Source organism: Pandoraea norimbergensis (genome assembly GCF_001465545.3).
GTDB lineage: Bacteria > Pseudomonadota > Gammaproteobacteria > Burkholderiales > Burkholderiaceae > Pandoraea > Pandoraea norimbergensis.
Window position 1 is genome coordinate 3,793,738 of the sequence record NZ_CP013480.3, and the last position, 24,627, is coordinate 3,818,364.

Sequence of the window (24,627 nt, forward strand, 5' to 3'; positions counted from 1 at the left end):
GCGCCAACATCACGTTGCGCCCCGCGAGCCGTCACGAGCGGCCACGCACCATCGGTCAAATTTGTTTGAGCCGCCACCTTATCACCGACCGCGAATTCGCGTCGGCCCTCACGGTGTGCACAGCAGTATTCGAGACGAGGGATAAACGGAGAAAGGAAAGCAGTGGGAGGTGTGAGGCAGAGATACGGGAGAGATGCGACGCCGGACGAGCGCTGCGTGACTGGCGCGTCGTACCGCCATCATGAAGATCGCGTCCGACGCGCCGGGTTAGGTCCGAATGGCACGCTCGCGCACCGACATTGCATCGGCACACCGGCGCACTCCTTTTATTTCGAGAGACGCTCAGACAGCGCCTTCAGTACCCTCATCGACGAGCCCGTACCGCACGGCGTAGCCGATCAATTCCGCACAGTCCCCGAGCGCGAGCTTGTGCAGAATTTGCATGACATGCGACGTTACCGTTCGCTCACTCAGATGCAGCGCGTGAGCGACTTCATTGACGGCAAGGCCGTCGACCAACATGTGGAACACTTCGTTTTCACGAACGGACAGGCTCTCGTGTCTTGTCTCGTTCCCGGTGGCATCGGTATCGAGCCGCGCACGCGGTCTCCGATGCGATGTCCGCGGCGGTTCACGGCGCGACCCCGTTTCGCGCCACCCTGCGTCAGAAGCCGCCCGCGTGACTACCCGGCTTCGTCCGCCTTCGAGTTTCATGCTTGCCTCCTGGTCGATCACTTCCCCACGCCCGGACCGTCTGTCGCAGTCCGCTACAAACGGATGGCGTCACGTATTGTGCGTCAGACAATTTGTGTTCGTAACTACACGGAAGCTCATCGCCGAAGCGCTATCGATTGGCCGCGACTAACGCGCAACACAACAAGTCACAGAGATGACAAAGACGACTCGCGCAACCACTGGCACCCCCGGTGAGCACTGACTTACAACGAACGTCATGACAACAATCTCCGTTGCCGCAAACTCACTAACGGTGCACCGCCTTAGACCGATCGCGCCGATGCACCAACACTGAACACGAAGCGGCCACGCCCGCCGTGCTTCGCGTCGTACAGCGCGCGGTCGGCGTCCTGGAACAGCATGTCCGGCGTCTTGTCTTCGCCACAAGCCACCATGGCCACGCCGATGCAAGCCCCCACTCCCACATCGCCCACCGAGAGCGCCATCGGGCGCGAGGCCACTTCGAGAATGGCCTTCGCGGCGCGCTCGACGTCCTTCACATCGTGGATGTCACGCATGATGAGCGCAAACTCGTCGCCACCGAAGCGCGCAATATCGTCGCTCTCGCGCACGCAAGCCACGAGTCGCTTGGCCAGACGTCGCAGCAATTCGTCACCCAGCGCGTGCCCCCAAGTGTCGTTGACCAGCTTGAACCGATCGAGATCGACGAACAACAGCGCTTGCGCCCCTGCCCCCTCACGCGCCCGGCGCACCGCCGCGGCCAGCGCCTGATCGAACCCCTTGCGATTGAGCAGTCCGGTCAAGTGATCGGTGTGCGACTCGCGACGCCAGCGGCGTTCGTTGGAACGCTCGATCGTGATATCGCGCACGAAAACGTGCACGCCGACGAGCGCATCGTTGGCGGTCCATTCCGGCTGATAACTCACCTCGAAGCAGCGATACTCGTTGTTCTCACCGAAATCCCACACGAACGTGGCGGCCTCGCCGGCATACGCGCGCGCAAGGTACGGCGCGAACTCGCGATAGAGCAACGCGCCGAGCAACTCCTGCGCCGTCGACCCGAGAATTTGTTCGCGCGAGCGGCGCAGACGCACCTCACAGGCCCGGTTCACAAACGCGAAACGCTCCTCGCCATCGAGAAACGCCACCAGAAACGGCACCCGATCGGCGATTTCCTGCATGCGCCGCACATTGGCACGCGCCGCTTCGCGCGACGACTCCAGCGCATCGGTGCGATCGCCCAGACGCTCCATCATTTCGCGGAACGCATTCGCCAGTGCGCCGATCTCATCGGCACGCTGCACCGGCAACGACTGGATGGCGCGCAAATCGCTCGCGCTGCGCACTACCAGATCACGCAACGTGTCGAGCGGGCGCAGCATGCGGCGCGCCACCCACCACATGACGAACGCCGCGATGGCGATGGCCGCAATCGCGAGCATCACGACGCGACGCCGCACCCTCGCCAGCGGGTCGAAGGCTTCCGCCCCCGGCAGTACGGCGACCAGCGACCACCCGGTAGTCGACATCGCCGCGCGCGCCACCAGCGGGTGCATGTGCACGAGATCGTTGGAACCGGCATCGCGCACACCGCACAGCGTCTGCTCGGGGCCGACGGCGGTGAGTATCTTGGTGACGTCGGCCTGAATGACATAGCGAGCTGGCGTTTCATTCGTGATCAGGCAATAGCGGCCGGAGTCACCGACCGCGTTGCTCGCCAGATCGACGATGAAGTTCTGTCGCAGCAAGTTGACCGCCCCGCCCACCACGGCCGTGAGCCGCCCGTCGGCATCACGCACGGGCACGGCCAGCACAACGCCGGGCGAGCGCGTGATCTTGCCGGCAATCAAGCCCGAGATCGCCTGCGGCGCACCGCCGAGCAGCGCTTTGAAATAATCGCGATCGGCGACGTTGATGGGTGTCGCGGGGAAGGTCGAATCGTAGATCACGCGGCCATCGGGGGCCGCGACGAACAGGGTATTGAAAGTCTCGGGCATCGACACCGACGCGTTGGCGAACGCATCAAGCTGCGCGGGTGTCATCGCGTACGGATTGCCGAGGTGACGCGAGATGCGATGCAGCGCGAGATACTTCGCCCGAACCTTGTCGTCGAGCTGATCGGCCACGAGCTTGACCTGATTGTCGAGTTGGGACTGCAACGAGCTGCGCAGCTCTCCGTAGACGAAAAATTCAATACCGACGGCGACGCCGACGATCAATATCATCGAGACGAGCGCCGTCGTGGCCGCAACCCGTCCCTTCAACGTCTTCACCATACCGACCCGTGCGAGAGTAGCTAGTCTTGCTTCTTGTTTATTTTTGCGAGAGCTTACCACCCGAAACGGCACAGTTTTGGGAAACTTGAGCAAAATTCGCCGCCTTCGTGTAACAGTCTCATCGGCACCCAAAGTGGGCATCGAGACACAGTCCGTCACGAGCAGCACCGAACCCGTCGTAAAATTGCGCATCCAACGCGCCAGATGGGTGGCGATATGAGGTGTTCCGGGCCCGGCCCAGCACGTCACATGACCGCACCCGATTGGCCACGTTAGAACGGCCACGTTAACCAGCCCCACCCCGAATTCAGTCGCTTCGACCCGATTTTTCTTTCATGACGAGCACCCAAGCCCAAGCCACCCCAGCCCCCGCAGCCGCACCGATGACGCCGATGATGCAGCAGTACAGCCGCATCAAGGCCGATCATCCGAACATGCTCGTCTTCTATCGCATGGGCGATTTCTACGAGCTGTTTCACGACGATGCAGCGAAGGCGGCGCGCCTGCTCGATCTGACGCTGACCGCGCGCGGCCAGTCGGGCGGCCAGCCGATTCGCATGGCCGGTGTACCGCACCACGCTGTGGAGCAGTACCTCGGCAAGCTGGTCAAGCTCGGCGAGTCGGTGGCCATCTGCGAACAGATCGGCGACCCGGCGACTTCCAAGGGCCCGGTGGAGCGCAAAGTCGTGCGCATTGTCACACCGGGCACGCTGACCGACGCCGCCCTGCTCAGCGACAAACTCGATCAGTACCTGCTGGCCGTACAACTGCCCCCGGCCGCCTCGCCGTCGGCCCGGCGCTCGGGCGAACGCCTTGCCGGTCTGGCGTGGCTGTCGCTCGCGAGTGGCGAACTGCGCCTGATGGAAGTGGCCGCCGACAAACTTGCACGCGAACTCGAACGCATTCGTCCGGCCGAGACACTCGTGCCCGATAGCGCACTGGAGGCCCTCGAAGGTCTCTCGCTCGGCACCACCACACGCGTGCCCGACTGGCATTTCGACACGGCCGCCGGTACGCAGCGACTGCGCGATCAACTGGGCGTGGCGAGCCTGACGGCCTTCGGCTGCGACGGCCTGAACCCGGCGCTTGGCGCTGCGGGGGCGTTGCTGCAATACGCAGCCGCAACGCAGGGTCAGTCGCTGCGCCATGTGCAAAATCTGAACGTAGAGCGAGAAGCGGCCTATATTGGGCTCGACGCCGCCACCCGCCGCAATCTCGAACTGACCGAGACCCTGCGCGGCACGGAATCGCCCACGCTGCTCTCGTTGCTCGACACCTGTGGCACCACGATGGGCAGCCGCCTGATGCGTCACTGGCTGCATCACCCGATGCGCGATCAGCAAGTGCCGCAAGCGCGCCATCAGGCCATCGCCACGCTGCTCGAAGGCCCCGGCGCCTGGCGCGCACTGAGTGGAGAGTTGCGACACGTGGCCGACGTGGAGCGCATTACGGCACGTCTTGCGCTGCTCACCGCCCGCCCGCGCGATCTGTCGAGCCTGCGCGACGCCCTGCGCCGCCTGCCCGAACTGCACGTCACGTTGCGCGCCGTCGAAGCGGGCTCGCCGCTGCTTGCCCTGCTGCACGAAGACCTCGCCATTCCCGAGGCATCGCTCGCCTTGCTGACGAGCGCCATCGCGGAAGAACCCGCAGTCATGCTGCGCGACGGTGGCGTGATTGCGCGCGGCTACGACGCCGATCTCGACGAACTGCGCGACATCTCGGAGAACTGCGGCCAGTTTCTGGTGGATCTCGAAGCGCGCGAGCGTGCCCGTACCGGCATCAACAATCTGCGCGTCGAGTTCAACAAGGTGCACGGCTTCTATATTGAAGTCACGCGCGGGCAGACCGACAAGGTGCCCGACGACTACCGCCGCCGCCAGACGCTCAAGAACGCCGAGCGCTACATCACGCCGGAACTCAAGACCTTCGAAGACAAGGCGCTCTCCGCACAGGAGCGTTCGCTCGCCCGCGAGAAGGTGCTTTACGAAGCGCTGTTGCAGGAACTGCTGCCGCATATCGCCGAGTTCAAGCGCATTGCGCAGGCACTCGCGCAGCTTGACGTGCTTGCCGCCCTCGCCGAGCGTGCGGAAACGCTGGGTTGGGTCAAGCCCGATCTGATCGCCGAGCGCGTGGTGGATATCCGTCAGGGCCGCCACCCGGTGGTCGAGCAACAGGTCGAGCGCTTCATCGCGAACGACTGCTCGCTGGGCGACCCGCGCCGCCTGCTGTTGATCACCGGCCCGAATATGGGCGGTAAATCGACGTTCATGCGCCAGACGGCGCTCATCGCCCTGCTCGCCTATGTGGGCTGCTACGTGCCGGCGGAATCCGTACGACTTGGGCCGCTCGATGCCATCTTCACGCGTATCGGCGCGTCGGACGACCTCGCGGGCGGGCGCTCCACGTTCATGGTGGAGATGACCGAATCGGCCGCGATTCTGCACACGGCCACCGATCAGAGTCTCGTGCTGATGGACGAAATCGGGCGCGGCACGTCGACATTCGACGGTCTCGCGCTCGCGTGGGCCATCGCACGTCATCTGCTTGGGCACAACCGCTCGTACACCCTCTTCGCCACGCACTACTTCGAGTTGACGCAACTGCCCGACGAATTCCCGCAATGCGCCAACGTGCATCTGTCGGCGGTGGAACACGGCGAAGGCATCGTGTTCCTGCACGCCGTGCAGGATGGCCCGGCCAGCCAGAGCTACGGGCTTCAGGTCGCACAACTCGCTGGCGTGCCGATGCCGGTGATTCGTGCCGCACGCAAGCATCTGGCACTGCTTGAACAACAGGCGCTCGATCCCGCCGCACCGCAGCTCGACTTGTTCGCACCGCGCGCGGCGGTCAATCACGACAGCGATGACGTCGACGAGGGCGACGGCATCGATGCGATCGACGGGATGGCCCCGGACGGGAGGGGCGCGGTTCAGCACGGTGGCGCGCCTGCGCTCGATCCGGCAGCCGAGGCCACGCTGGCACGACTGGCCGACATCGACCCGGACGATCTGCGTCCTCGCGAAGCACTGGATCTGCTGTACGAACTGCGCGGCCTGCTGGCCGGTCGCACGTCGAACTGAGGCTGCCACACATCGCCATGCCGAGCCCTCGTCATCTGAGCGTCCTTCGCTTCGCAAGCTTCGGCAGTACCGGCCGGGCTTGCGTTGCACTGGCGATGCTCGCGCTCGTGACGGGGCCGGCACCAACGACCGCAGCCACCTCGGAGAACGCCCCCAAGGCGACACAGAATAGCCGCGCGCATCCGGGCGCAAAGCCGCCCGCAAAAGCGCTCGCCAAAGCCGCGCCCAAGCTGCCGTCGTTCGAATTCGCGGTGCTAGGCAATACGCCGTTCGGCAACACTGAGGTGCCGGTCGTGCGCAGCGTGCTGGCCACGATTGGCGACGGGCCGGCGGCATTCGTCGTGCATGCGGGCAACTTCAAGGGCCCGACCGAGTCCTGCCGCGACGAACTCATCACCGAGCGGATCGGCTTGCTCTCCAGCTCACCCAAGCCGCTCATCTACGTGCCGGGCGCGAACGATTGGGCCGACTGTCAGCGCGCCACCGACGGTAGCTACAACCCCATTGAGCGGCTCGATTTCCTGCGTGACCGGGCCTTTGGCAACGACGACGTGCTTGGACCGGGGCCGGTCGGACATGCGCAGTTCGATCTCACGCGCCAGAGCGATATGGCGCGCTTTCGGCAGTATCACGAGAACGTGCGGTGGTTTTATCGCGGCATCGTATTCGTCGGCCTGAATCTGCCCGGGAACAACAACAATTACCGCTCGGCCGGCGGGCGCAATGGTGAGTTCGAAGATCGGGTGATTGCGACGCGTGTCTGGTTGCAGCATGCGCTCGTGTATGCGCAGCAGAAGGACGCGCAAGGCATGGTCATCGTCGTGCAGGCCGATCCGGAATTCGAACCGATGCGCGGCGGTGGCTTGCGCGGGATGTTCTCTGATCGCAACGAGCGGCGAGGTGTCGACGGGTACAAGGACTTCCGCGTGCAGTTGCAGAAGCTCGCGAGCCGGTTCAAGGCGCCGATTCTGCTCATCGACAGCGGCAAGACAATGCACATCACACAGCCGCTGCGCGACGTGCATGGCGCAGTCGTCAAATCGTTCACTCAGGTGAGCACATACGGCACGCCGACCGTGAACCGCTGGGTGCGCGTGCGCGTCGATCCGGGCACCGCGCAGGTGTTCAGCGTCGATGGCGTGATGCTGCCAGCGAACAGTGCTGCGGCAAGTGCGCAGAAAAACACTGGCCCGACGCCGCCGCGAGGGATTAACCCCTCCCCTGAGACGGGCACCGGCAGCGACGGAGCGGGGCCTTACGGACCGTATGGCGCCCCCTATTCCACGCTGTATCCCGCGTCTGGCGCAGCAATCAATAGCTCAGACCCAAATCAGGGCGTCACACCGCTCGGACCGTCGCTGATGCCCAGCGATAGGCCCGCCACTCGCGCGCCGGCACGCGACGACTGAGTGGCTTCGAGCGGCAAGTCACTTTTCACGAACCGAAACGAAAAACGCCGGACCCGGCGCACTGCTTCAGCAGTGCACCGGTCCGGCGAATTCGTTCTGGCGACTCGCGCTCGTCGCCGCCCGGCACCCGTTGGCGGGGCGCGTGCGACGCAGCAAGCTTAATGAATCGTGGGGGCGTCGTCTTCGTCTTCGTCGACGATCTCGAGACCCGTTGCGCCGTGCGCATGCTGGTGCTCGATTTCTTCTTCCGTCGCGGGACGCACGTCCGTCACCTTCAGGTCGAAGCGCAGCGCCATGCCGGCCAGCGGGTGATTCCCGTCGAGCACGACCTTGTCGTCAGCCACATCGGTCACCGTGTAGATAAACGTGTCGCCTTCTTCGTCGCCGTCTTCCGGCGTGCCTTCGAACTGCATGCCGACTTCGAGCGGATCCGGGAAACGGCTGCGCTCTTCGACCTTGATCATCTCAGGATCGTAGTCGCCGAACGCGTCGGCCGGTTCCAGTTGCAGTTGCGTGGCGTAGCCGACGTCCTGACCATCGAGCGCTTCCTCGATTTTGGGGAACGTGCCATCATAGCCGCCGTGCAGGTAGACCATCGGCTCGGCGCCGCTTTCTTCAATCAGGTTGCCCTGAGCGTCCGACAACGAGTACGTCACCGACACGACAGTATTCTTTTCGATCTTCATCAAACTCTCCGAAAAACAGCCCGCATTATAGCGGACCTGCGTGAGCGCAACCTGATGGCGAGCCAATGACCGATCGATAAGGGTTTTGCGCCCCGCCGGCTGGGCACGAACACCGCACATTGCGCCGACGGCCCCCGCCCCGACGCACCAACGACCTACGCATGACGACATCCAAGCCCACATCGACGCTGCTCGGCGGCCTCACCCCGGACGCTTTCATGAAGCGTTACTGGCACAAACGCCCGCTGCTCATCCGCCAGGCCATTCCCGGCTTCACCGCCCCGCTTTCGCGTGAAGCGCTGTTCGCACTCGCCGCGCAAGACGATGTCGAGTCGCGCCTTGTAAGCCTCTCGCGCAAGCGCTGGCAGCTCGATCACGGCCCGTTCGACGCCGACGATCTGCCGCCGCTCACGCGCAAGCAGTGGACGCTGCTGGTACAGGGCGTCAACCTGCACGCTGACGCCGTCGACGCGCTCATGCAACAGTTTCGCTTCATTCCCGACGCTCGTCTCGACGACGTGATGATCAGCTACGCCACCGACGGCGGCGGCGTCGGCCCGCATCTTGATTCGTACGACGTGTTCCTGCTGCAAGCGCACGGCAAGCGCCGCTGGCGCATCGGGCCGCAACGCGACACCACGTGGCAGGAAGGCGTGCCGCTGCGCATTCTGAAGCACTTTGAAGCCGAAGAAGAATGGGTGCTCGAACCCGGCGACATGCTGTACCTGCCGCCCGGCTATGCACACGACGGCGTGGCCGAAGGCGAATGCATGACGTATTCGATCGGCTTTCGCGCGCCGCTCGAACAAGAGATGCTTCAGAACTTCCTGTATCACCTGGCAGAAAACGCGCCGGAGCTCTCGTTTTCCCGCCATTTCGCTGGCCGATACGCCGATCCGCATCAACCTGCCGTCAAACACCCCGCCGCACTGCCGGATGCCATGATCGACACGCTGGTCTCGCAGCTCGAGAAAGTGCGATGGGGCCAAAAGGAAGTGGAAGATTTTCTCGGCCGCTGGCTCAGCGAGCCGAAGTCGCATGTGTTTTTCGACGCGCCGGATGCGCCGCTAACACCCGCACGCTTTGCGCGTGCGGCCGCTACACGAGGTGTAGCGCTCTCTGCGAAGACGCAATTGTTGTATCGACGCAACCGATACTACGTTAACGGCGAACCGCTCGAAGTGCCCGTCAATGCGCGATCGACGTTACGGCGACTTGCCGACCATCGAACGCTGGACGCGAGCGAATGTGCGAATTTCGACCAAAATGACCAAGAAATCGCCGAAATTCTGTACGATTGGTACGCCTCGGGCTGGTTACTTCTTGGGCCGGATACACCGATCGTGCGAAAGTTGCGCACGGTAAGGAAAAAAGCGGGGTAAATGCGCGAGATAGACGTGACGCCTTGGGGAAAACCCAATATAATTTCTCGCCAAGCAGCTTGCATGACCAAGGGTAATCCTCAATTGCCAATGTCTCGCAATCGGCTTTGCGCTGGCAAGAGCGTATTACCGTAACTAATTATTCATTCGCTTGTCTTCTACCATAAAAGGACGTGATCATGAAGAAGTCTCTCCTCGTCGCTTCGTTGTTGGCTGCTATGGCTCTGACCGCCTGCGGCAAGAAGGAAGAAGCCGCTGCTCCGGCCGCTGACGCTGCCGCTTCGGCTGCTACGGCTGCTTCGGACGCTGCTTCGGCTGCTGGCGCTGCTGCTGACTCGGCTGCTTCGGCTGCCGGTGCTGCTGCTGACACGGTCGCTTCGGCTGCTGGTGCTGCTGCTGACGCCGTTGCTTCGGCTGCTGACGCTGCTGCCAGCAAGTAAGCTCTCGCTGCCGCAAGGCAGTTGAGTAAAAAAAGCCGGTCTTTCGACCGGCTTTTTTATTGCCCCGCGCATTTGTCGATGTAGCGTCGCCCGGCCAATACCGCCCGCACGACACACACCTCACACGGCTAACACGCCAACCAGTCGAACCCGCCCGCTTGCGTCGCCACCAGAATCTCCGTGGCCGCCGCACCGATGACCGCCGACATCGCCGCCATCGCCAGCTCAGGCGTATTGTTCTGCTCGCTCAGGTGAGCACAAATCACCCGCTGCAACTTTGCGCGATCGATCGCCGCCAGAATTTCTGCCGCCGTGTCGTTGGCCAGATGCCCGTAGGTACCGCCAATTCGCGCCTTGAGCGATGCCGGATACTTGCTGTTCGCCAACATCTCGCGATCGTGGTTGCATTCGAGCACCAACGCATCACAACCTCCGAGGGTCGCGATCAGATGCGCCGTCGCACAGCCGGCGTCCGTCAGCACGCCCAGACGGCGTGCGCCATCGGAGAAGACAAATTGCAGGGGCTCACGCGCGTCATGAGGCACCGTGTAGGGCGCCAGTTCGATGCCGCCTACGGCGACCCGCTCGTCGGAGCGGCACCAGCGCACGAGCGCCAGACCATCGTCACTATCGCCTTTGCGCGCGGCATGGGCCTTGACGGCTTGCCCCGTGCCCCAGCTCATGATGAGCGGGATACGATGTTTGCGAGAGAGGGAGAGTGCACTACCGATGTGATCGGCGTGTTCATGCGTGATGACGATGGCATCGAGAGAAGCCACGTCGACCGAGCGTGCCAGCAGGCGCCGCTCGATCTCCCGCATCGAGAATCCGCAATCGAGGAGGATACGTGTGGTGGAAGCGCCTTCCGACGCCTCCACCAGCAGGGCATTACCTTCGCTGCCGCTGCCCAGACTGGCGAACCGCACGCCCCGCCTTAACGGAGCTGGTTGCCGATCACGCTGATGATCGTCTGCGCGATCTGCGAGTTGTCGACGTTACCCTTCTCGTCGAGCACCTGCACGCGGGTCTGGCTGTCGCCGCGGCCTTGCACGTTCACGCTGTACTTCTTCGCCTTCTTGCTGTCCTGCACTTCCTTCGCATGGAACAGGCTGTAGAAGAAGCCGTTGTCCTTCGCCAGCGATGCCGGATCGACATAGCTCACGAAATACAGGCCCTTGGCGCGATCGCGGTCGTCCACGGTGAAGTTACCGCGGTCGAGCGCAACGCCCACGCGACGCCATGCGCGATCAAACGGCTCGTTGATGTCGAGATACGCGGTATCGGCCGTCTTCACAACCTGGCTCGCCGGCGCACCCGATTTGGCGTTGTCGACTTGCGCCTTCGCCTGTTCGGTCTGCGCGCCGAAACGCTGCATCATCTTCGTCAGGAAGATCGCCTCGAGGCCCGGATCGTTCGGCGCCGGCTCCCACTTGGTCGTATCCTTCTGCGAGTTCGTGAACACTTCGACCATGCGGCGGTGCGTGATGTACACGTCCGTGCCGCCGTTCGGATCACGTTCCACACGGGTGCGGAAGCGATCGCGTTCACCGGTCGAATACAGGCCGTCGAGCACCTTGCCGAGCAGGTCGCGGATGATGTCCTGATTGAGCTTGGCGCGGTTCTCGGCCCAGTCCGTTTCCATCACGCCGGTATCCGGCGAATCGATGGTCAGCACAAAGCCGTTTTCTTGCCAGAATTCACGCAGCGTCGGCCACAGATCGGCCGGCGCCTTCTGAATCACCAACCAGCGCTGGTTGCCGTCGCGCACGACCTTCATGCCCGGCACGTCAGGCAGCACGGTGTCGTTCGCATTCGGATTGGCGGCGACGACCTTCTGCTGCGTTTCGTAGTTCGACAGCGTAGCGGTACCGGCCGGCGACACATACTTGCGGTCGTTGGCCTGAACATTCGTCAGATCCGGCGGAACGTCGAGCGAGGGGCCGACCTTGGAGCTCTTGTAATCCACCTTATCCGAGGACAGGGCGCTGGAGAGCGAACTGCAACCGGCAACGAGGGCCAACGAGGCGATAGCGGCCCATGCCAGCACGGGACGAGCTACGGAAATACTGACGATTCGTTTCATGAGTCGCAAAAAAAGGGGTGGGCAATCGATCCCGGGAGCCACAACGAAAAACTTAAACGACAGCGATGTTCGCCGCCTTCAGGGCACTCAGCACCGTTTCCTGATACGCCTGCGCGAGCGGCGTGAGCGGCAGGCGAATGCCCGACGCGATCATACCCATCTTTTGCAGTGCCCATTTCACGGGGATTGGATTGGCTTCGACGAACATTGCACGGTGCAGTTCGAACAACGCGAATTGCAGTTCTCGTGCCTTGGCCACGTTGCCGGCCAGCGCAGCGACGCACAACTCGTGCATTGCACGCGGTGCCACGTTGGCGGTGACCGAGATATTACCCTGACCGCCCATCAGCATGAGCGCTACGGCCGTCAGGTCGTCGCCGCTATACACGGCGAAGCTCTTCGGGGCGCGCCGGATCAGGTCGATACCGCGATCCAGGTTGCCCGTGGCGTCTTTCACGCCAACGATGCCGGGCACTTGTGCCAGACGCAGCAACGTGTCGTTGTTGGCATCTGCCACGGTACGGCCGGGCACATTATAGAGGATGACCGGAAGCTCAACGGCTTCGGCAATGGCCTTGAAATGCTGGTACTGGCCTTCCTGCGTCGGCTTGTTGTAGTACGGCACGACTTGCAGCGACGCATCGGCACCCACCGACTTCGCGTGCTTGGTCAGTTCGATGGCTTCGGCCGTCGAGTTGCCGCCCGTACCGGCGATCACCGGCACTTTACGGCCGCGCGACTGCCCGGCTTCGGCCGTTTGCTGCACGGCGATCTCAATCAGTTCGCAATGCTCTTCGACGTTGACCGTCGGCGATTCGCCCGACGTGCCGACGATGACGATACCGTCGGTACCTTCGTCGACATGCCAGTTGATCAGGTTGCGCAGCGCTTCGCGGTCAAGGCTGCCGTCTTCGGCCATCGGCGTGACGATCGCGACGATACTGCCTTGAATCGGTGTTTGGGTAGTCATGGTTTATCGAACAATTCAGCGATAAGGGTGGATTGTAGCGGATTACGCCGCCGCCTCGTACAGCGCGGCAGTCCCGGGGTTTTCCCCGGGGGTCGCGCGCGTCGCGCACAAACGCTGCACACAGGCCGCACGAGGTGCTGCGAGCGTGACATCTTCATAGGCCGCCACGCGCAGATTCGCCGCGCGGGCCACGTCCAGCAGTTCGCCAGGCGCCAATAAAAACAAGGGATTGGACGGCTTCCCGTACCTTTCGTTTCCCTGCGCAAACGTTTCGTACAACAGCACCCCGCCCGGGGCCACACAGGCGGCAATGCGGGCAAGCAACGGACGGTACAGATAATTCGTGACGACAACGACGTCGAAGACGGCCGCGTCCGGCAACGGCCACGCCGCACCTTCGAGGTCGGCCTGCACTGTGGTGACACCTTGCAAGGTTGCCAATGTGGCAAGCGCATCGGCGTCACGATCGATGGCGCTCACTTGCGCCCCGAGCCCTGCGAGCCAGCGCGTGTGACGGCCATAACCGCAAGCGAGATCGAGGGCGCGCGCGCCGGGCCGGACAAGATGCGCCCAACGCGAGAGCCATGCCGAAGGTGTGCCGGCGCCGTGCGCCACCGCATCACTCGCCGCCGCGCTGCCGATGCCGGAGACTGGCGTCGCCGTCATGAATATTGCAGCCCCATCGCTTCGCGCACATCGCGCATGACTTCCTGCGCAGAACGGCGCGCCTTCTCGCAGCCATCGGCAACGATGGCGCGCAGCAACGACGGATCATCCATGTACTTCTGCGCGCGCTCCAGCATCGGCTGCTGCTCGCGCAGAATGCCTTCGATGACCGGTTGCTTGCATTCGATACAGCCGATGCCGGCACTGCGGCATCCCTTCTGTACCCACTCGCGCGTGTCGTCATCGGTGTAGACCTGATGCAGTTGCCACACCGGGCATTTGTCCGGATCGCCCGGGTCGGTGCGTCGCACGCGCGCCGGATCGGTCGGCATGGTACGCACCTTCTTCGTGATCGATTCCGCGTCTTCGCGCAGGCCGATCGTGTTGTTGTACGACTTGGACATCTTCTGACCGTCGAGCCCCGGCATACGCGAGGCCGGCGTGAGCAACGCCTGCGGCTCGACCAGAATCAGCTTGCGGGCGCCTTCGAGATAACCGAAGAGCCGCTCACGGTCGCCCATCGACAGCGACTGCGATTCGGAGAGCATTGCGCGCGCCTGTTCCAGCGCCTCGTCGTCGCCCTGCTCCTGATACGCCGTACGCAGTTCGAGATACAACTTCGAACGCTTGCCGCCCAGCTTGCGCGCAGCCGACAGCGCCTTCTCTTCGAAGCCCGTTTCGCGGCCATACAGATAGTTGAAGCGTCGCGCGATTTCGCGCGTCATCTCGACGTGCGGCACCTGATCTTCGCCCACCGGCACGTGCAGCGCGCGGTAGAGCAGAATGTCGGCCGCCATCAGCACCGGATAGCCGAGAAAACCATACGTCGACAGGTCTTTCTCGCGCAGTTTCTCGATCTGTTCCTTGTACGTCGGCACGCGTTCGAGCCAGCCCAGCGGCGTGCTCATGCCGATCAGCAGCGCGAGTTCCGCGTGCTCGGGCACCTTGCTCTGGATGAACAACGTGGCCTGATTCGGATCGATACCGGCGGCGAGCCAGTCGATCAGCACGTCCCACACGTTCTGTTCGATGACTTCGGGCGTTTCGTAATGCGTGGTGAGCGCGTGCCAGTCGACCACACAGAAATAGCACGGGTACTCGGACTGGAGCTGAATCCAGTTCTTGAGCACACCGTGATAGTGGCCGAGGTGCAGGCGACCGGTCGGTCGCATGCCGGAGAAAACGCGTTCGGGGTACATAGGGTCCGGTGTTGTTTTGTGGTGCTTTTTGTGGGTGAATCTGTGTCTTTCGGGATCGTCAGGAAACCAGCGACAGCAGCGGCGTCAGCATCCATACGATGAGGTCGCGGCCCCACTGAATGAGCGGCCAGAGCCATACGCGGCCCAGCACACCGCTCACCACGAGCGCCATCACGATAAAGAAGCCGAACGGCTCAAGGCGCGAGAGCGTGTACGCCGCACGTGCCGGCAGCAGCGAGACGAGCACACGGCCGCCATCGAGCGGCGGAATCGGGAACAGATTGAACATGCACATGACGAGGTTCACCAGCAAACCCGCCTGCGCCATCATCATGAAGAACGGTTCATGCACACCGGCGATCTGCAAGCCCACGCCGAACAGTGCCCACAGAATCGCCTGAGCGAAGTTGCACAGCGGACCGGCCAGCGCCACCCAAATGGTATCGACGCGCGGATTACGCAAACTGCCGAACGCCACCGGCACCGGTTTGGCGTAACCGAACAGGAATGCGCCGCTCGTCATGAAATAGAGCGCGAGCGGCACGAGAATGGTGCCAATCGGGTCGATGTGCTTGATGGGATTGAGCGTCACGCGCCCCATCAGGAAGGCCGTGGGGTCGCCAAAATACTTCGCGACATAGCCATGGGCCGCCTCATGCAACGTAATCGCAAAGAGGACGGGGAGCGCGTAGACCGCAATGGTCTGGATCAGGTCGGCATTCATAGCCGGCTATTGTAGCAAGCCAGCCCGCGCGCCAGTATTACCGGATATTGCGCAATCCCGGCAACCGAGGGGACGCCCGGCCCGATCAAGACAGCCCGAACGGCGCCAGCGAGCCACGGCCCCGGCGGATGACCTCGGGCGGCGTGACCGTCAGGTCGATCACCGTCGACGGCTCTTTCGGACAAGCCCCGCCGTCGATCACGAGATCGAGCTGCTTTTCCAGCCGCTCGCGAATCTCCTCGGGGTCGTTCAGCGGCTCGGTTTCATTCGGCAGGATGAGGGTGGTGGCGAGCAGCGGCTGGCCGAGTTCTTCGAGCAACGCCAGCGTGATGGCGTGGTCCGGCACGCGCAGACCGATGGTCTTTCGCGACGGATGCGACAACCGGCGCGGCACCTCTTTCGTGGCCTCGAGGATGAACACATAGGGCCCCGGCGTCGTGGTCTTGATCAGCCGGAACTGACGGTTGTCCACCATCGCAAACTCGGCTAGCTCAGACAGGTCGCGCACGAGCAGCGAGAGCATCTGCTTGTCGTCGAGTCCGCGAATGCGGCGCAGACGATCGACAGCGCTCTTGTCGTCGATGTGACAGGCAATCGCGTAACTCGAATCGGTGGGCAACGCCACAATGCCGCCCTTGTCGATGATCTGGACGGCCTGCTTGATGAGACGTGACTGCGGGTTTTCCGGATGGATCTGGAAGAATTGCGACATAGTGTCGTAAATTTACTGCCAGCGGCTCCAGACGGGAACGAGATCGTCCGGCAACGGTGGCAGCTTGCCGAGAAGCGCACGGCTCTCGGTCGGTCCATGGAAATCCGAGCCGCGCGAGGCCAGAAAGCCATACTGACGCGCAACCTCGGCATACTCGCGATACTGATCCGGCGTGTGGCTGCCGGTGACGACTTCGATACCTTCACCGCCCAGTTCGCGAAATTGATCGAACAGTGCGCCAAACTCGAGCGGCGTGAATTTGTAGCGCCCCGGGTGCGCAACGACAGCAATGCCACCGGCCCCGAGAATCCACTTCACCGAGTCCTGCAAGGTGGCCCAGCGGTGCGGCACATAACCCGGCCGCCCTTCCGCGAGATAACGCGAGAAGACATCGGACACCGACGCACACTTGCCGATTTCCACCAGATAACGAGCGAAGTGCGTGCGCGAAATCAGGTCGGGATTGCCGACGAAGCGCAGCGCGCCCTCGTACGCATCGGGAATACCGGCAACGGCCAGTTGTTCGCTCATCAGCTTCGCGCGATCGGCACGCCCGCCACGCGTCGCGGCCAGCCCGGCCACCAGCGCGGCATTCTCGGGGTCGATGTTCAGGCCGACGATGTGAACGGTGCGATTCGCCCACGTAATCGAAATTTCCACGCCACTGACGTAACGCATGCCCAGCGCCTCGGCCGCAGCCCTCGCTTCGCGTTGACCGCCGATTTCATCGTGATCCGTGAGCGCCCACAACTCGACCCCGGCGTCGGCCGCGACTTGCGCTACTTCAGACGGCGAGAGCGTGCCGTCCGACACTTTGGAATGACAATGAAGATCTGCGTTGAACATGATGTGCCGCCAGGCGATGACGCGTCATTCGCGCCGGAATCCGGCGCATGACGTCGTATGACGTGTTCATTCTACCGCTCAAGTGGACGCGATGCGAGTTGCCATGTGGTTTTGGAGGCACGGTACGACGTGCGCGCAACCGCTCGCCAGACGGGCTGGCGACGCGTTTTCACCGCTGCGGGTCAAGCCAACGTCACTCGCGGCAAAAGTCGTCGATCAGCTTCGCCACCCTTTCCGGCTGATCGTGATGAAGCATGTGCCCCGCATCGTCGACGAAAGCCTCGGTCAGATTCGGAAACACCTCGAATCGCTCACGGAAAACCTCCTTGCCCTGCGCCCCGACGAAGTGGCGCAACACCTCGGAATCGGTGGCCTCCACATGCAATACCGGCGCGCTGACATTGCCCCACACCGCCATCGCTTCATCCAGACGATAAGGATAGGGGTTCGTCATCTTGTGCGCAGCATCGGCCAGCAAGTGCCATTGACCGTCGCGCTCCTGACGCGCCCAGCGCTGCGCCAGCCACGCCGCGCGCGCCGGAGACAATCGCGGGTTGGTCTTGCGCAGGCGCTCGGCCACGTCGGCGTACGTTGCATAGGGACGCAGCGTCGGCGTATTTTGCAGATCGTCCAGCCAGCGCCCCAGTTGACGAATCGCTGCCAGCGGCTGCGAGGGCGGCAAACCGAAGCCCTCCAGATTCACGAGACGGCGCACACGCGCGGGACGCACGCCCGCATACAGACATGCCACGTTGCCGCCCATGCTGTGGCCGATCAGGTTGATGGCTTCGCCCGGTTCGGCATACACGTCGATCAACGCTTCGAGATCGCCGAGATAGTCGGGAAACCAGTAGCTGCCGCTGCGACCGTCGGCGACCGGCCAATCGGTCAGTCCGAAACCCCGCCAGTCCGGCGCGAGCAGATGCCAGCGCTGCGCCAACGATTCCGCTACGAATTGGAACGAGGCCGACACGTCCATCCAGCCGTGCAACAGGAACAGTTTCGGTGCGCCGGGCGTGCCCCATTGCCGGACATGGTGGCGCAGGCCGCGCACGGTGAGAAACTCGGATCGCGAATCGGTCATGATGCCGCCAGATAGTGAAGATCGAAACAATTAGGAAAAGTCGAGTATATCGGCATCAAAAACAGGACGACGCCTCACCCGCCCGCTTGCAACGCGGCCAATTCGTCGTCGTCGAAACCCGCGGCACGGCGCGCTTCGAGATTGAACGGTCCGCGCAGGCGCGGGGCACCGTATTGGGCGGCCAATCGGGCGTAGGTCTCGACGGGCTCGCAACCGGCGCGCTCACACCCCCAGCGATACCAGCGGTTGCCGATAGCCACGTGACCGATCTCGTCGCGCAGGATGATGTCGAGAATCGCCGCACCGGCCTTGTCGCCGGCGCTCGCCAGCTTGGCCCGAATCGGCGGGCTCGCATCCAGCCCCCGGGCTTCCAGCGTACGCGGCACCAGCGCCAGGCGTGCGAGCCAGTCACCCGACGTCTTGCGCGCCATCACCCACAGGCCGTCGTGCGCCGGGAAACAGCCGTAGAAATAATCGTCGCCCAGCGTCGTCAGATGCTCGGCCAGCAGCGAGAAGTGATAGGCCTCCTCGGCCGCAACCAGCATCCAGTCGTCGTAGTACGCATTGGGCAGGCCATCGAAACGCCACAAGGCGTCCAGCGCCAGATTGATCGCATTGAACTCGATATGCGTGAGTGCGTGCAGCAAGGCCGCGCGGCCCGCAACGGTCGTCACGGCGCGGTGCTCAAGCTCGCGGGGCGAGACAAGGCGGGGTTCGGTCGGCCGCCCCGGGATGCCGGGCTCATCCCTCCCCTCAATTTCACCCGCCGCGCCGGAGGCGTTTCGTTCCTCAGTGCCGTCCGGCAGCGCGCTCAACGGGCGCCCGGGCTGCCAGATCGCATGCCCGGCGAGCACCGCGTCACGCAGGGCGATCACGCCCGCCGCCTTCACGAACGGATCGCATTGCCGCAGCAGTGTCAGCGCGCGCTCGCGGGCACACGTTGCTCCGCCAGACACAACAGGCGCGTCGGCAGATGCGGGGAAATCGGGGGCATTGAGGCGGGCGGCACTGTCACCGCCGGGCGCAGGAGTGAAATCGGGCATGACGTTACAATAGCAATTTCGTCGATTTTAACCGCGAACCAAAGCCGCCATGCCGATCTATAAACTTGGAGACAAGACCCCGCAGATCCACGAAAGTGCTTTCGTGGCAGACACCGCAACGATCATCGGCGAGGTGGTCCTTGCCGAGAACAGCAGCGTCTGGCCCGGGGTTGCCATTCGCGGCGACAACGAACCGATTCGCGTGGGCGTTGGTACCAATGTGCAGGAAGGTGCCGTCCTGCACGCCGACCCGGGTTTCCCGCTGACGCTGGCGCAAGGCGTGAGCATCGGCCATCAGGCGATGCTGCACGGCTGCACGGTAGGTGAGAATTCGCTGATCGGCATTCAGGCCGTGCTGCTCAATGGCGCCGTCATCGGCCGCGACAGTCTGGTCGGCGCTGGCGCACTGGTGACCGAGCGCAAGACGTTTCCGGACCGCTCGCTGATCCTTGGCGTGCCCGCCAAGGTGGTGCGCGAGCTCACGGATGAGGAAGTGGCCAATCTCAAGCGCAACGCCGATACGTATGCGTCGCGCCGTCAGGTGTTCAAGGAACAACTGGTGCGCATCGGCTAAGCAGGTGAAGGGAGGGCGTAGCACGCGCCGGCTGGCCCGGGGCGTGGACGCCCTCGGAAATGGGCCCCAAACCGGGCCCAAGACCGGGGCCCGATACCGGCGAAACCGGTCAAAACGGGCCCCAGTGTTGAAAATGCGGCGCGTGCCCCCAGATATTGCAGCATCCACGTCAACCGCCGGCCCTGCGCGCGCCCTTCAAGGCACGATTCGCCGGCGTTGCCGCATTTTTCAGGAATTCGACCGTGTCCGATCAGCTTCAGAAATTCATGTTCGACGCCGCGCCCGTGCGAGGCGAATACGTCAGCCTCGACACCACTTGGCGTGCCGTGCTCGAACGTCACAACTACCCGGCACCGGTCCGGCATCTGCTGGGCGAAATGATGGCCGCCGCCGCCCTGTTCACCGCGAACATCAAGTTCGACGGCGCGCTCGTCCTGCAACTGCACGGTGACGGCCCCGTCAGCATGATCGTGGTCGAGTGCAACGCCGATTTCACGATGCGTGCCACCGCCAAGTACAGCGGCGACATTCCGGACGACGCCTCGCTCAAGGCGATGGTCAACGTGAATGGCCGCGCACGCTTTGCGATCACGCTCGACCCGCGCGTCAAACAGCCGGGCCAGCAGCCCTATCAGGGCGTGGTGGCGCTGTCCGACGAACACGGCCCGCTGCCGGATATGGCGTCGGTGCTCGAACACTATATGCATCACTCGGAACAGCTCGATACGCGTCTGTGGCTCGCGAGCGACGATACCCGCACGGTGGGCGTCCTGCTGCAAAAGCTGCCGGGACACGGCGGCACGGCAGGCAGCGGCGCGGAACTGGCGCCGGAGATCGATGAAGACACCTGGAATCGTGTCTGCCAGCTTGGCAATACGCTCAAACGCGACGAAATGCTCACGACGGACCGCGAAACGCTGCTGCACCGCCTCTTCTGGGAAGAGACCGTGCGCGTGTTCGATCCGCAGACTGTCTCGTTTCGCTGCACTTGCTCGCACGAGCGCGTTGCCAACATGCTGCGAACGCTCGGCGAAGCCGAAGTGATGAGCGTGTTCGACGAACGTCCCAATGTGGAAGTGGCCTGCGAGTTCTGCCGTCAGACCTATCACTTCGACAAGGTGGACGCCGCGCAGCTGTTCTCGGAGCAGCCGCACTCGGCGCCTTCGCAGCATCATTGAGGTCGACATGACCCGACCGCAGCCCGCTTCCCCTGCCCGCCTCTCGCGGCTTCAACCACCGCTTCGATCACCGCTTCAACGGATGATCGGCGCGGCGGGTGCCTGCCTGCTGACGCTGGCGGCGGGCTGCGCGCAATGGCAACTGCCGCCGCCGGATGCACCGTCCGCGCGCTTGCCGGAATCGCAGCCGGCGCAGCCGCCAGCCGCGTTGACCGCCGAGCAGCAGCAAGACCTGACGCGCCTGAACAAGCGCATCTACGACGAGCAGGAACGCACGATCGAGCGCGAGCGCCTGCAACGCGCCATCGACGATGCGATGCGCAGCTATGCGAGTAACGCCTACTTCTACAGTGGGTGGGGTGGTCCGGGCTGGTATGGCCCCGGTTGGTACGGACCGGGCGGATACGGCCCCGGATGGTACGGGCCACGCACGACAGTTGGGGTTGGCTTCGGCTTTTGACGTCCCGGCAAGCACAATAAAAAAGACGCTCATTTGAGCGTCTTTTTTATTTCAACGGACAACTTCCGTGCCGCCAATCCAGCCAGCAGCAGCGATCAGTGATGCTGCGCCTTCTTGCCCTTAGCCTGCGTGGCAGGTGCCGCAGGCGGCGTATTGCCCACCGTCTTGTGGGCGGGTTCGTTCGACGACACGAGGGGCGCGTCCGCGCCCGAGGCGGCTTGCGGGCCGCCACTGCCGTCGGGTGCGACGAATTGCACGAACACCTCGCCGTCCTTGACCATCCCCAGCTCGAAACGAGCGCGCTCCTCGATCGCCGACGTGCCTTCCTGCAAATCCTGCACTTCGCCGGCAAGACGATCGTTACGTTCTTTCAACTGCTCGTTCTTCTGCTGTTCGGCGCTCAGTTGGTCGCGCAGTTCGTGCACATACAACCAACCACCGTGGCCGAACCAGAGCGGATACTGAATGACTGCCAACAGCAGCACCAGTACCAAGGTCACCATTCGCATGCTTTCGCCTGGCAGGAAATCCGGGAACGGGGCCCCGAGCGGACTCGGGGCTCACTTCCCGGGAATCGGAATTAGCGCAGATTGTAGAACGTTTCCTTGCCCGGGTACGTCGCGATATCGCCGAGATCTTCTTCGATGCGAAGCAGCTGGTTGTACTTGGCGATACGGTCGCTACGCGAGAGCGAGCCGGTCTTGATCTGACCAGCGTTCGTGCCCACCGCGATATCGGCGATCGTCGAATCTTCGGTTTCACCCGAACGATGCGACACCACGGCCGTGTAACCGGCGCGCTTGGCCATCTCGATGGCGGCGAACGTCTCGGTCAGCGTACCGATCTGGTTGATCTTGATCAGGATCGAGTTGGCGACGCCTTGCTCGATACCTTGCTTCAGGATCTTGGTGTTGGTCACGAACAGATCGTCACCGACCAGTTGCACCTTCTTGCCCAGCTTGTCGGTCAGGATCTTCCAGCCAGCCCAGTCGTCTTCCGACATGCCGTCTTCGATCGACACGATCGGGAACTTGTCGCACAGGGCAGCCAGGTAGTCGGCGAACTCTTCCGACGTGAGCGACAGGCCTTCGCCGGCCAGCTCGTACTTGCCGTTCTTGAAGAACTCGGTCGATGCGCAGTCCAGCGCCAGCACGACGTCGTCGCCCAGACGGTAACCGGCCTTCTCGACGGCTTCTTCAATGGTCTTGAGACACTCTTCGTTCGACGCGAAGTTCGGCGCAAAGCCACCTTCGTCGCCCACGGCCGTGCTCATGCCCTTGTCGGCGATGATCTTCTTGAGCGCGTGGAAAATTTCGGCGCCGCAACGCAGGGCTTCACGGAAGCTGGTCTGGCTGACCGGCATCACCATGAATTCCTGGATATCCAGGCTGTTGTTGGCGTGCGCACCACCGTTGACGATGTTCATCATCGGCACCGGCATCTGCATCGCGCCCGAACCGCCGAAGTAGCGATACAGCGGCAGACCGGCTTCTTCAGCGGCGGCCTTGGCCACGGCCATCGACACGGCCAGCATGGCGTTCGCGCCGAGGCGGGACTTGTTGTCCGTGCCGTCCAGCTCGATCAGGGTCTTGTCCAGGAAGGCCTGTTCGGCGGCGTCCAGACCCATAATGGCTTCCGAAATCTCGGTGTTGATGTGCTCGACAGCCTTCTGCACACCCTTGCCAAGATAGCGGCTGCTATCGCCGTCACGCAGCTCGATGGCTTCGCGCGAACCGGTCGATGCGCCCGACGGCACCGCAGCGCGGCCCATCACACCCGACTCCAGCAGCACGTCGCACTCGACCGTCGGGTTGCCACGCGAATCCAGCACTTCGCGCCCGATGATATCTACGATTGCACTCATGAATTCCTCAATATCTGAAAGACAAAACGCTAAAGGGAACCTGCATCGCGCCGCAGCCCGTCAAGCCAACCCCACGCCGGGCGCGAACAAGCGCGCCGAATCCTGACGTAGGTACCGATGCCGCGCTCGCGCGCGCACTGGCAAGGCATTACATAAACGGGGGAACAACGGCGCCTCGAAATGAGGCACGGCGGCCTGTGGGGTGACATCGATGTCGTCGGTGCGCTCGGCGTACGGCACGCTGGCATCTCCTTGGGGCTCGCCCCGCGGCGGGCACATTGTCCCGCTGCGCGACAAGCTTAACGACTCGACGCCAGGCTGCCAAGGCGTCGCACCGCTATACCCGTCCTGTGGGCGTACTGATAGTGCCCCCAGGACGGTGTGTCTCATTTCAGTTGAAATTGTTTTCCAGGAACTGGCCCTGCTTCACGGCCGCATCAATGGTCTTGAGCGTCGTGAGCAGTTCACGCATGCGGCCGAGCGGCACGGCATTGGGGCCGTCCGAGAGGGCCTTGGCCGGATCAGGATGGGTTTCCATGAACAGGCCCGATACGCCCACGGCCACGGCCGCGCGTGAGAGCACCGGCACAAATTCGCGCTGTCCGCCGGAGCTGGTGCCCTGCCCGCCGGGCAATTGCACCGAGTGGGTGGCATCGAACACGACCGGCGCACCGGTCTCGCGCATGATCGCCAACGAGCGCATGTCCGAGACCAAATTGTTATAGCCGAACGAAACACCGCGCTCGCAGGCCATGAACACATCATCCGGCAGACCGGCTTCGCGGGCAGCGTCGCGGGCCTTGTCGATGACGTTGATCATGTCGTGCGGTGCGAGAAACTGCCCCTTCTTGATGTTCACCGGCTTGCCCGACTGGGCGCAGGCACGGATGAAATCGGTCTGGCGGCACAGGAATGCCGGCGTTTGCAGCACGTCGACGATCGGTGCGGCCACGGCCACATCCTCTTCGGTGTGCACGTCGGTGAGCACCGGCACGCCGAGCTGGCGGCGCACTTCTTCGAGGATCTTCAGACCGGCCTCGCGGCCCGGGCCGCGAAACGACCTGCCCGAACTACGATTCGCCTTGTCGAACGACGATTTGTAAATGAACGGGATGCCCAACGCGCCCGTAATTTCCTTGAGCTGACCAGCGACGTCGATCGTCATTTGCTCCGACTCGACGACGCAGGTGCCTGCAATCAGGAAAAACGGCTGGTTCAGGCCAACCTCGAAACCGCACAGCTTCATGGGAACTCC

The 24,627-nt window shown here is 63.2% G+C and carries 23 protein-coding genes; 7 read left to right on the forward strand and 16 right to left on the reverse strand.

Translation table 11 applies throughout. From position 1 onward, the window contains the following. Positions 1-342: 342 nt before the first annotated feature. Positions 343-714 carry a LuxR C-terminal-related transcriptional regulator gene (locus AT302_RS27325; RefSeq protein WP_084656276.1) on the reverse strand — a complete coding sequence of 124 codons (372 nt, stop codon included), beginning with the start codon at positions 712-714 and terminating at the stop codon, positions 343-345. A 284-nt stretch (positions 715-998) separates the two neighbouring features. Next, positions 999-2,972, reverse strand: a complete 1,974-nt coding sequence (locus AT302_RS16610) for a sensor domain-containing diguanylate cyclase (RefSeq protein WP_058379375.1) — start codon at positions 2,970-2,972, stop codon at positions 999-1,001. Between the two features lie 335 nt (positions 2,973-3,307). Between AT302_RS16610 and mutS the strand changes: the two genes are divergently transcribed. Together mutS and AT302_RS16620 are read left to right on the forward strand one after the other, a co-directional pair. After that, positions 3,308-6,052 carry a DNA mismatch repair protein MutS gene (gene mutS, locus AT302_RS16615; protein ID WP_058379376.1) on the forward strand — a complete coding sequence of 915 codons (2,745 nt, stop codon included), beginning with the start codon at positions 3,308-3,310 and terminating at the stop codon, positions 6,050-6,052. 17 nt (positions 6,053-6,069) lie between these two features. Beyond that, positions 6,070-7,461: a hypothetical protein gene (locus AT302_RS16620; protein WP_157125813.1), complete on the forward strand. Its 1,392-nt coding sequence runs from the start codon at positions 6,070-6,072 to the stop codon at positions 7,459-7,461. 158 nt (positions 7,462-7,619) lie between these two features. Here the strand turns inward: AT302_RS16620 and AT302_RS16625 are convergent, their stop codons facing one another. After that, positions 7,620-8,147, reverse strand: coding sequence for an FKBP-type peptidyl-prolyl cis-trans isomerase (locus AT302_RS16625; RefSeq protein ID WP_058379378.1), 528 nt, complete (start codon positions 8,145-8,147; stop codon positions 7,620-7,622). A gap of 161 nt (positions 8,148-8,308) precedes the next feature. Between AT302_RS16625 and AT302_RS16630 the strand changes: the two genes are divergently transcribed. Together AT302_RS16630 and AT302_RS27330 are read left to right on the forward strand one after the other, a co-directional pair. Continuing rightward, positions 8,309-9,529, forward strand: a complete 1,221-nt coding sequence (locus AT302_RS16630; protein ID WP_058379379.1) for a cupin domain-containing protein — start codon at positions 8,309-8,311, stop codon at positions 9,527-9,529. Between the two features lie 179 nt (positions 9,530-9,708). Next, positions 9,709-9,969 (forward strand): hypothetical protein, encoded by a 261-nt coding sequence (locus AT302_RS27330; RefSeq protein ID WP_084656278.1) that lies wholly within the window; start codon positions 9,709-9,711, stop codon positions 9,967-9,969. 128 nt (positions 9,970-10,097) lie between these two features. Here AT302_RS27330 and AT302_RS16635 read toward each other — a convergent pair whose 3' ends face one another. From AT302_RS16635 to AT302_RS16680, 10 genes are all read right to left on the reverse strand, one after another. After that, complete coding sequence (locus AT302_RS16635; RefSeq protein WP_058379380.1) at positions 10,098-10,895, reverse strand: MBL fold metallo-hydrolase; 798 nt, start codon at positions 10,893-10,895, stop codon at positions 10,098-10,100. Positions 10,896-10,903: 8 nt separating this feature from the next. Then, positions 10,904-12,052 carry an outer membrane protein assembly factor BamC gene (gene bamC / locus AT302_RS16640; protein ID WP_058379381.1) on the reverse strand — a complete coding sequence of 383 codons (1,149 nt, stop codon included), beginning with the start codon at positions 12,050-12,052 and terminating at the stop codon, positions 10,904-10,906. Between the two features lie 52 nt (positions 12,053-12,104). Then, a complete protein-coding gene (dapA, locus tag AT302_RS16645) occupies positions 12,105-13,022 on the reverse strand; it encodes a 4-hydroxy-tetrahydrodipicolinate synthase (protein ID WP_058379382.1) in 918 nt (305 codons plus the stop codon). A gap of 42 nt (positions 13,023-13,064) precedes the next feature. Continuing rightward, the gene (locus AT302_RS16650; protein WP_058379383.1) at positions 13,065-13,688 is read right to left on the reverse strand and encodes a class I SAM-dependent methyltransferase; all 624 of its coding nucleotides are present in this window, start codon (positions 13,686-13,688) and stop codon (positions 13,065-13,067) included. Next, on the reverse strand, positions 13,685-14,887 hold the full coding sequence (locus AT302_RS16655; protein WP_058379384.1) for a tryptophan--tRNA ligase: 1,203 nt from the start codon (positions 14,885-14,887) through the stop codon (positions 13,685-13,687). The genes AT302_RS16650 and AT302_RS16655 overlap by 4 nt, the downstream gene beginning before the upstream one ends. A gap of 58 nt (positions 14,888-14,945) precedes the next feature. Further along, positions 14,946-15,611, reverse strand: coding sequence for a site-2 protease family protein (locus AT302_RS16660; RefSeq protein WP_058379385.1), 666 nt, complete (start codon positions 15,609-15,611; stop codon positions 14,946-14,948). Between the two features lie 85 nt (positions 15,612-15,696). Next, complete coding sequence (locus AT302_RS16665; RefSeq protein WP_058379386.1) at positions 15,697-16,323, reverse strand: L-threonylcarbamoyladenylate synthase; 627 nt, start codon at positions 16,321-16,323, stop codon at positions 15,697-15,699. 12 nt (positions 16,324-16,335) lie between these two features. Next, positions 16,336-17,169 (reverse strand): 3',5'-nucleoside bisphosphate phosphatase, encoded by an 834-nt coding sequence (locus AT302_RS16670; RefSeq protein ID WP_058379387.1) that lies wholly within the window; start codon positions 17,167-17,169, stop codon positions 16,336-16,338. Positions 17,170-17,362: 193 nt separating this feature from the next. Beyond that, positions 17,363-18,253 carry an alpha/beta fold hydrolase gene (locus AT302_RS16675; RefSeq protein WP_058379388.1) on the reverse strand — a complete coding sequence of 297 codons (891 nt, stop codon included), beginning with the start codon at positions 18,251-18,253 and terminating at the stop codon, positions 17,363-17,365. 74 nt (positions 18,254-18,327) lie between these two features. Next, positions 18,328-19,296, reverse strand: coding sequence for a ferritin-like domain-containing protein (locus tag AT302_RS16680; RefSeq protein ID WP_084656279.1), 969 nt, complete (start codon positions 19,294-19,296; stop codon positions 18,328-18,330). Between the two features lie 49 nt (positions 19,297-19,345). Here AT302_RS16680 and AT302_RS16685 point away from each other — a divergent pair, with 49 nt between their 5' ends. The 3 genes from AT302_RS16685 to AT302_RS27660 all read left to right on the forward strand — a co-directional run bounded on the left by AT302_RS16685 (position 19,346) and on the right by AT302_RS27660 (position 21,508). Next, entirely contained in the window at positions 19,346-19,870 is a 525-nt protein-coding gene (locus tag AT302_RS16685) for a gamma carbonic anhydrase family protein (protein WP_058379389.1), read from the forward strand. Between the two features lie 242 nt (positions 19,871-20,112). Continuing rightward, a complete protein-coding gene (gene hslO / locus AT302_RS16690) occupies positions 20,113-21,048 on the forward strand; it encodes an Hsp33 family molecular chaperone HslO (RefSeq protein ID WP_058380381.1) in 936 nt (311 codons plus the stop codon). Positions 21,049-21,055: 7 nt separating this feature from the next. Further along, positions 21,056-21,508, forward strand: coding sequence for a hypothetical protein (locus AT302_RS27660; protein WP_157125814.1), 453 nt, complete (start codon positions 21,056-21,058; stop codon positions 21,506-21,508). Positions 21,509-21,603: 95 nt separating this feature from the next. Here AT302_RS27660 and ftsB read toward each other — a convergent pair whose 3' ends face one another. The 3 genes from ftsB to kdsA all read right to left on the reverse strand — a co-directional run bounded on the left by ftsB (position 21,604) and on the right by kdsA (position 24,618). Then, entirely contained in the window at positions 21,604-22,017 is a 414-nt protein-coding gene (gene ftsB / locus AT302_RS16700; RefSeq protein ID WP_084656281.1) for a cell division protein FtsB, read from the reverse strand. A gap of 71 nt (positions 22,018-22,088) precedes the next feature. Further along, the gene (gene eno / locus AT302_RS16705) at positions 22,089-23,372 is read right to left on the reverse strand and encodes a phosphopyruvate hydratase (protein WP_058379392.1); all 1,284 of its coding nucleotides are present in this window, start codon (positions 23,370-23,372) and stop codon (positions 22,089-22,091) included. Between the two features lie 391 nt (positions 23,373-23,763). Then, a complete protein-coding gene (gene kdsA, locus AT302_RS16710) occupies positions 23,764-24,618 on the reverse strand; it encodes a 3-deoxy-8-phosphooctulonate synthase (RefSeq protein WP_058379393.1) in 855 nt (284 codons plus the stop codon). Positions 24,619-24,627 lie beyond the last annotated feature (9 nt).

Bases quoted from the DNA above. Each gene is read 5' to 3' on its own strand.
- AT302_RS27325 (WP_084656276.1), bottom strand. From the start codon at position 714: ATGAAACTCGAAGGCGGACGAAGCCGGGTAGTCACGCGGGCGGCTTCT.
- AT302_RS16610 (WP_058379375.1), bottom strand. From the start codon at position 2,972: ATGGTGAAGACGTTGAAGGGACGGGTTGCGGCCACGACGGCGCTCGTC.
- mutS (WP_058379376.1), top strand. From the start codon at position 3,308: ATGACGAGCACCCAAGCCCAAGCCACCCCAGCCCCCGCAGCCGCACCG.
- AT302_RS16620 (WP_157125813.1), top strand. From the start codon at position 6,070: ATGCCGAGCCCTCGTCATCTGAGCGTCCTTCGCTTCGCAAGCTTCGGC.
- AT302_RS16625 (WP_058379378.1), bottom strand. From the start codon at position 8,147: ATGAAGATCGAAAAGAATACTGTCGTGTCGGTGACGTACTCGTTGTCG.
- AT302_RS16630 (WP_058379379.1), top strand. From the start codon at position 8,309: ATGACGACATCCAAGCCCACATCGACGCTGCTCGGCGGCCTCACCCCG.
- AT302_RS27330 (WP_084656278.1), top strand. From the start codon at position 9,709: ATGAAGAAGTCTCTCCTCGTCGCTTCGTTGTTGGCTGCTATGGCTCTG.
- bamC (WP_058379381.1), bottom strand. From the start codon at position 12,052: ATGAAACGAATCGTCAGTATTTCCGTAGCTCGTCCCGTGCTGGCATGG.
- dapA (WP_058379382.1), bottom strand. From the start codon at position 13,022: ATGACTACCCAAACACCGATTCAAGGCAGTATCGTCGCGATCGTCACG.
- AT302_RS16650 (WP_058379383.1), bottom strand. From the start codon at position 13,688: ATGACGGCGACGCCAGTCTCCGGCATCGGCAGCGCGGCGGCGAGTGAT.
- AT302_RS16655 (WP_058379384.1), bottom strand. From the start codon at position 14,887: ATGTACCCCGAACGCGTTTTCTCCGGCATGCGACCGACCGGTCGCCTG.
- AT302_RS16660 (WP_058379385.1), bottom strand. From the start codon at position 15,611: ATGAATGCCGACCTGATCCAGACCATTGCGGTCTACGCGCTCCCCGTC.
- AT302_RS16665 (WP_058379386.1), bottom strand. From the start codon at position 16,323: ATGTCGCAATTCTTCCAGATCCATCCGGAAAACCCGCAGTCACGTCTC.
- AT302_RS16670 (WP_058379387.1), bottom strand. From the start codon at position 17,169: ATGTTCAACGCAGATCTTCATTGTCATTCCAAAGTGTCGGACGGCACG.
- AT302_RS16675 (WP_058379388.1), bottom strand. From the start codon at position 18,253: ATGACCGATTCGCGATCCGAGTTTCTCACCGTGCGCGGCCTGCGCCAC.
- AT302_RS16680 (WP_084656279.1), bottom strand. From the start codon at position 19,296: ATGCCCGATTTCACTCCTGCGCCCGGCGGTGACAGTGCCGCCCGCCTC.
- AT302_RS16685 (WP_058379389.1), top strand. From the start codon at position 19,346: ATGCCGATCTATAAACTTGGAGACAAGACCCCGCAGATCCACGAAAGT.
- AT302_RS27660 (WP_157125814.1), top strand. From the start codon at position 21,056: ATGACCCGACCGCAGCCCGCTTCCCCTGCCCGCCTCTCGCGGCTTCAA.
- ftsB (WP_084656281.1), bottom strand. From the start codon at position 22,017: ATGCGAATGGTGACCTTGGTACTGGTGCTGCTGTTGGCAGTCATTCAG.
- eno (WP_058379392.1), bottom strand. From the start codon at position 23,372: ATGAGTGCAATCGTAGATATCATCGGGCGCGAAGTGCTGGATTCGCGT.
- kdsA (WP_058379393.1), bottom strand. From the start codon at position 24,618: ATGAAGCTGTGCGGTTTCGAGGTTGGCCTGAACCAGCCGTTTTTCCTG.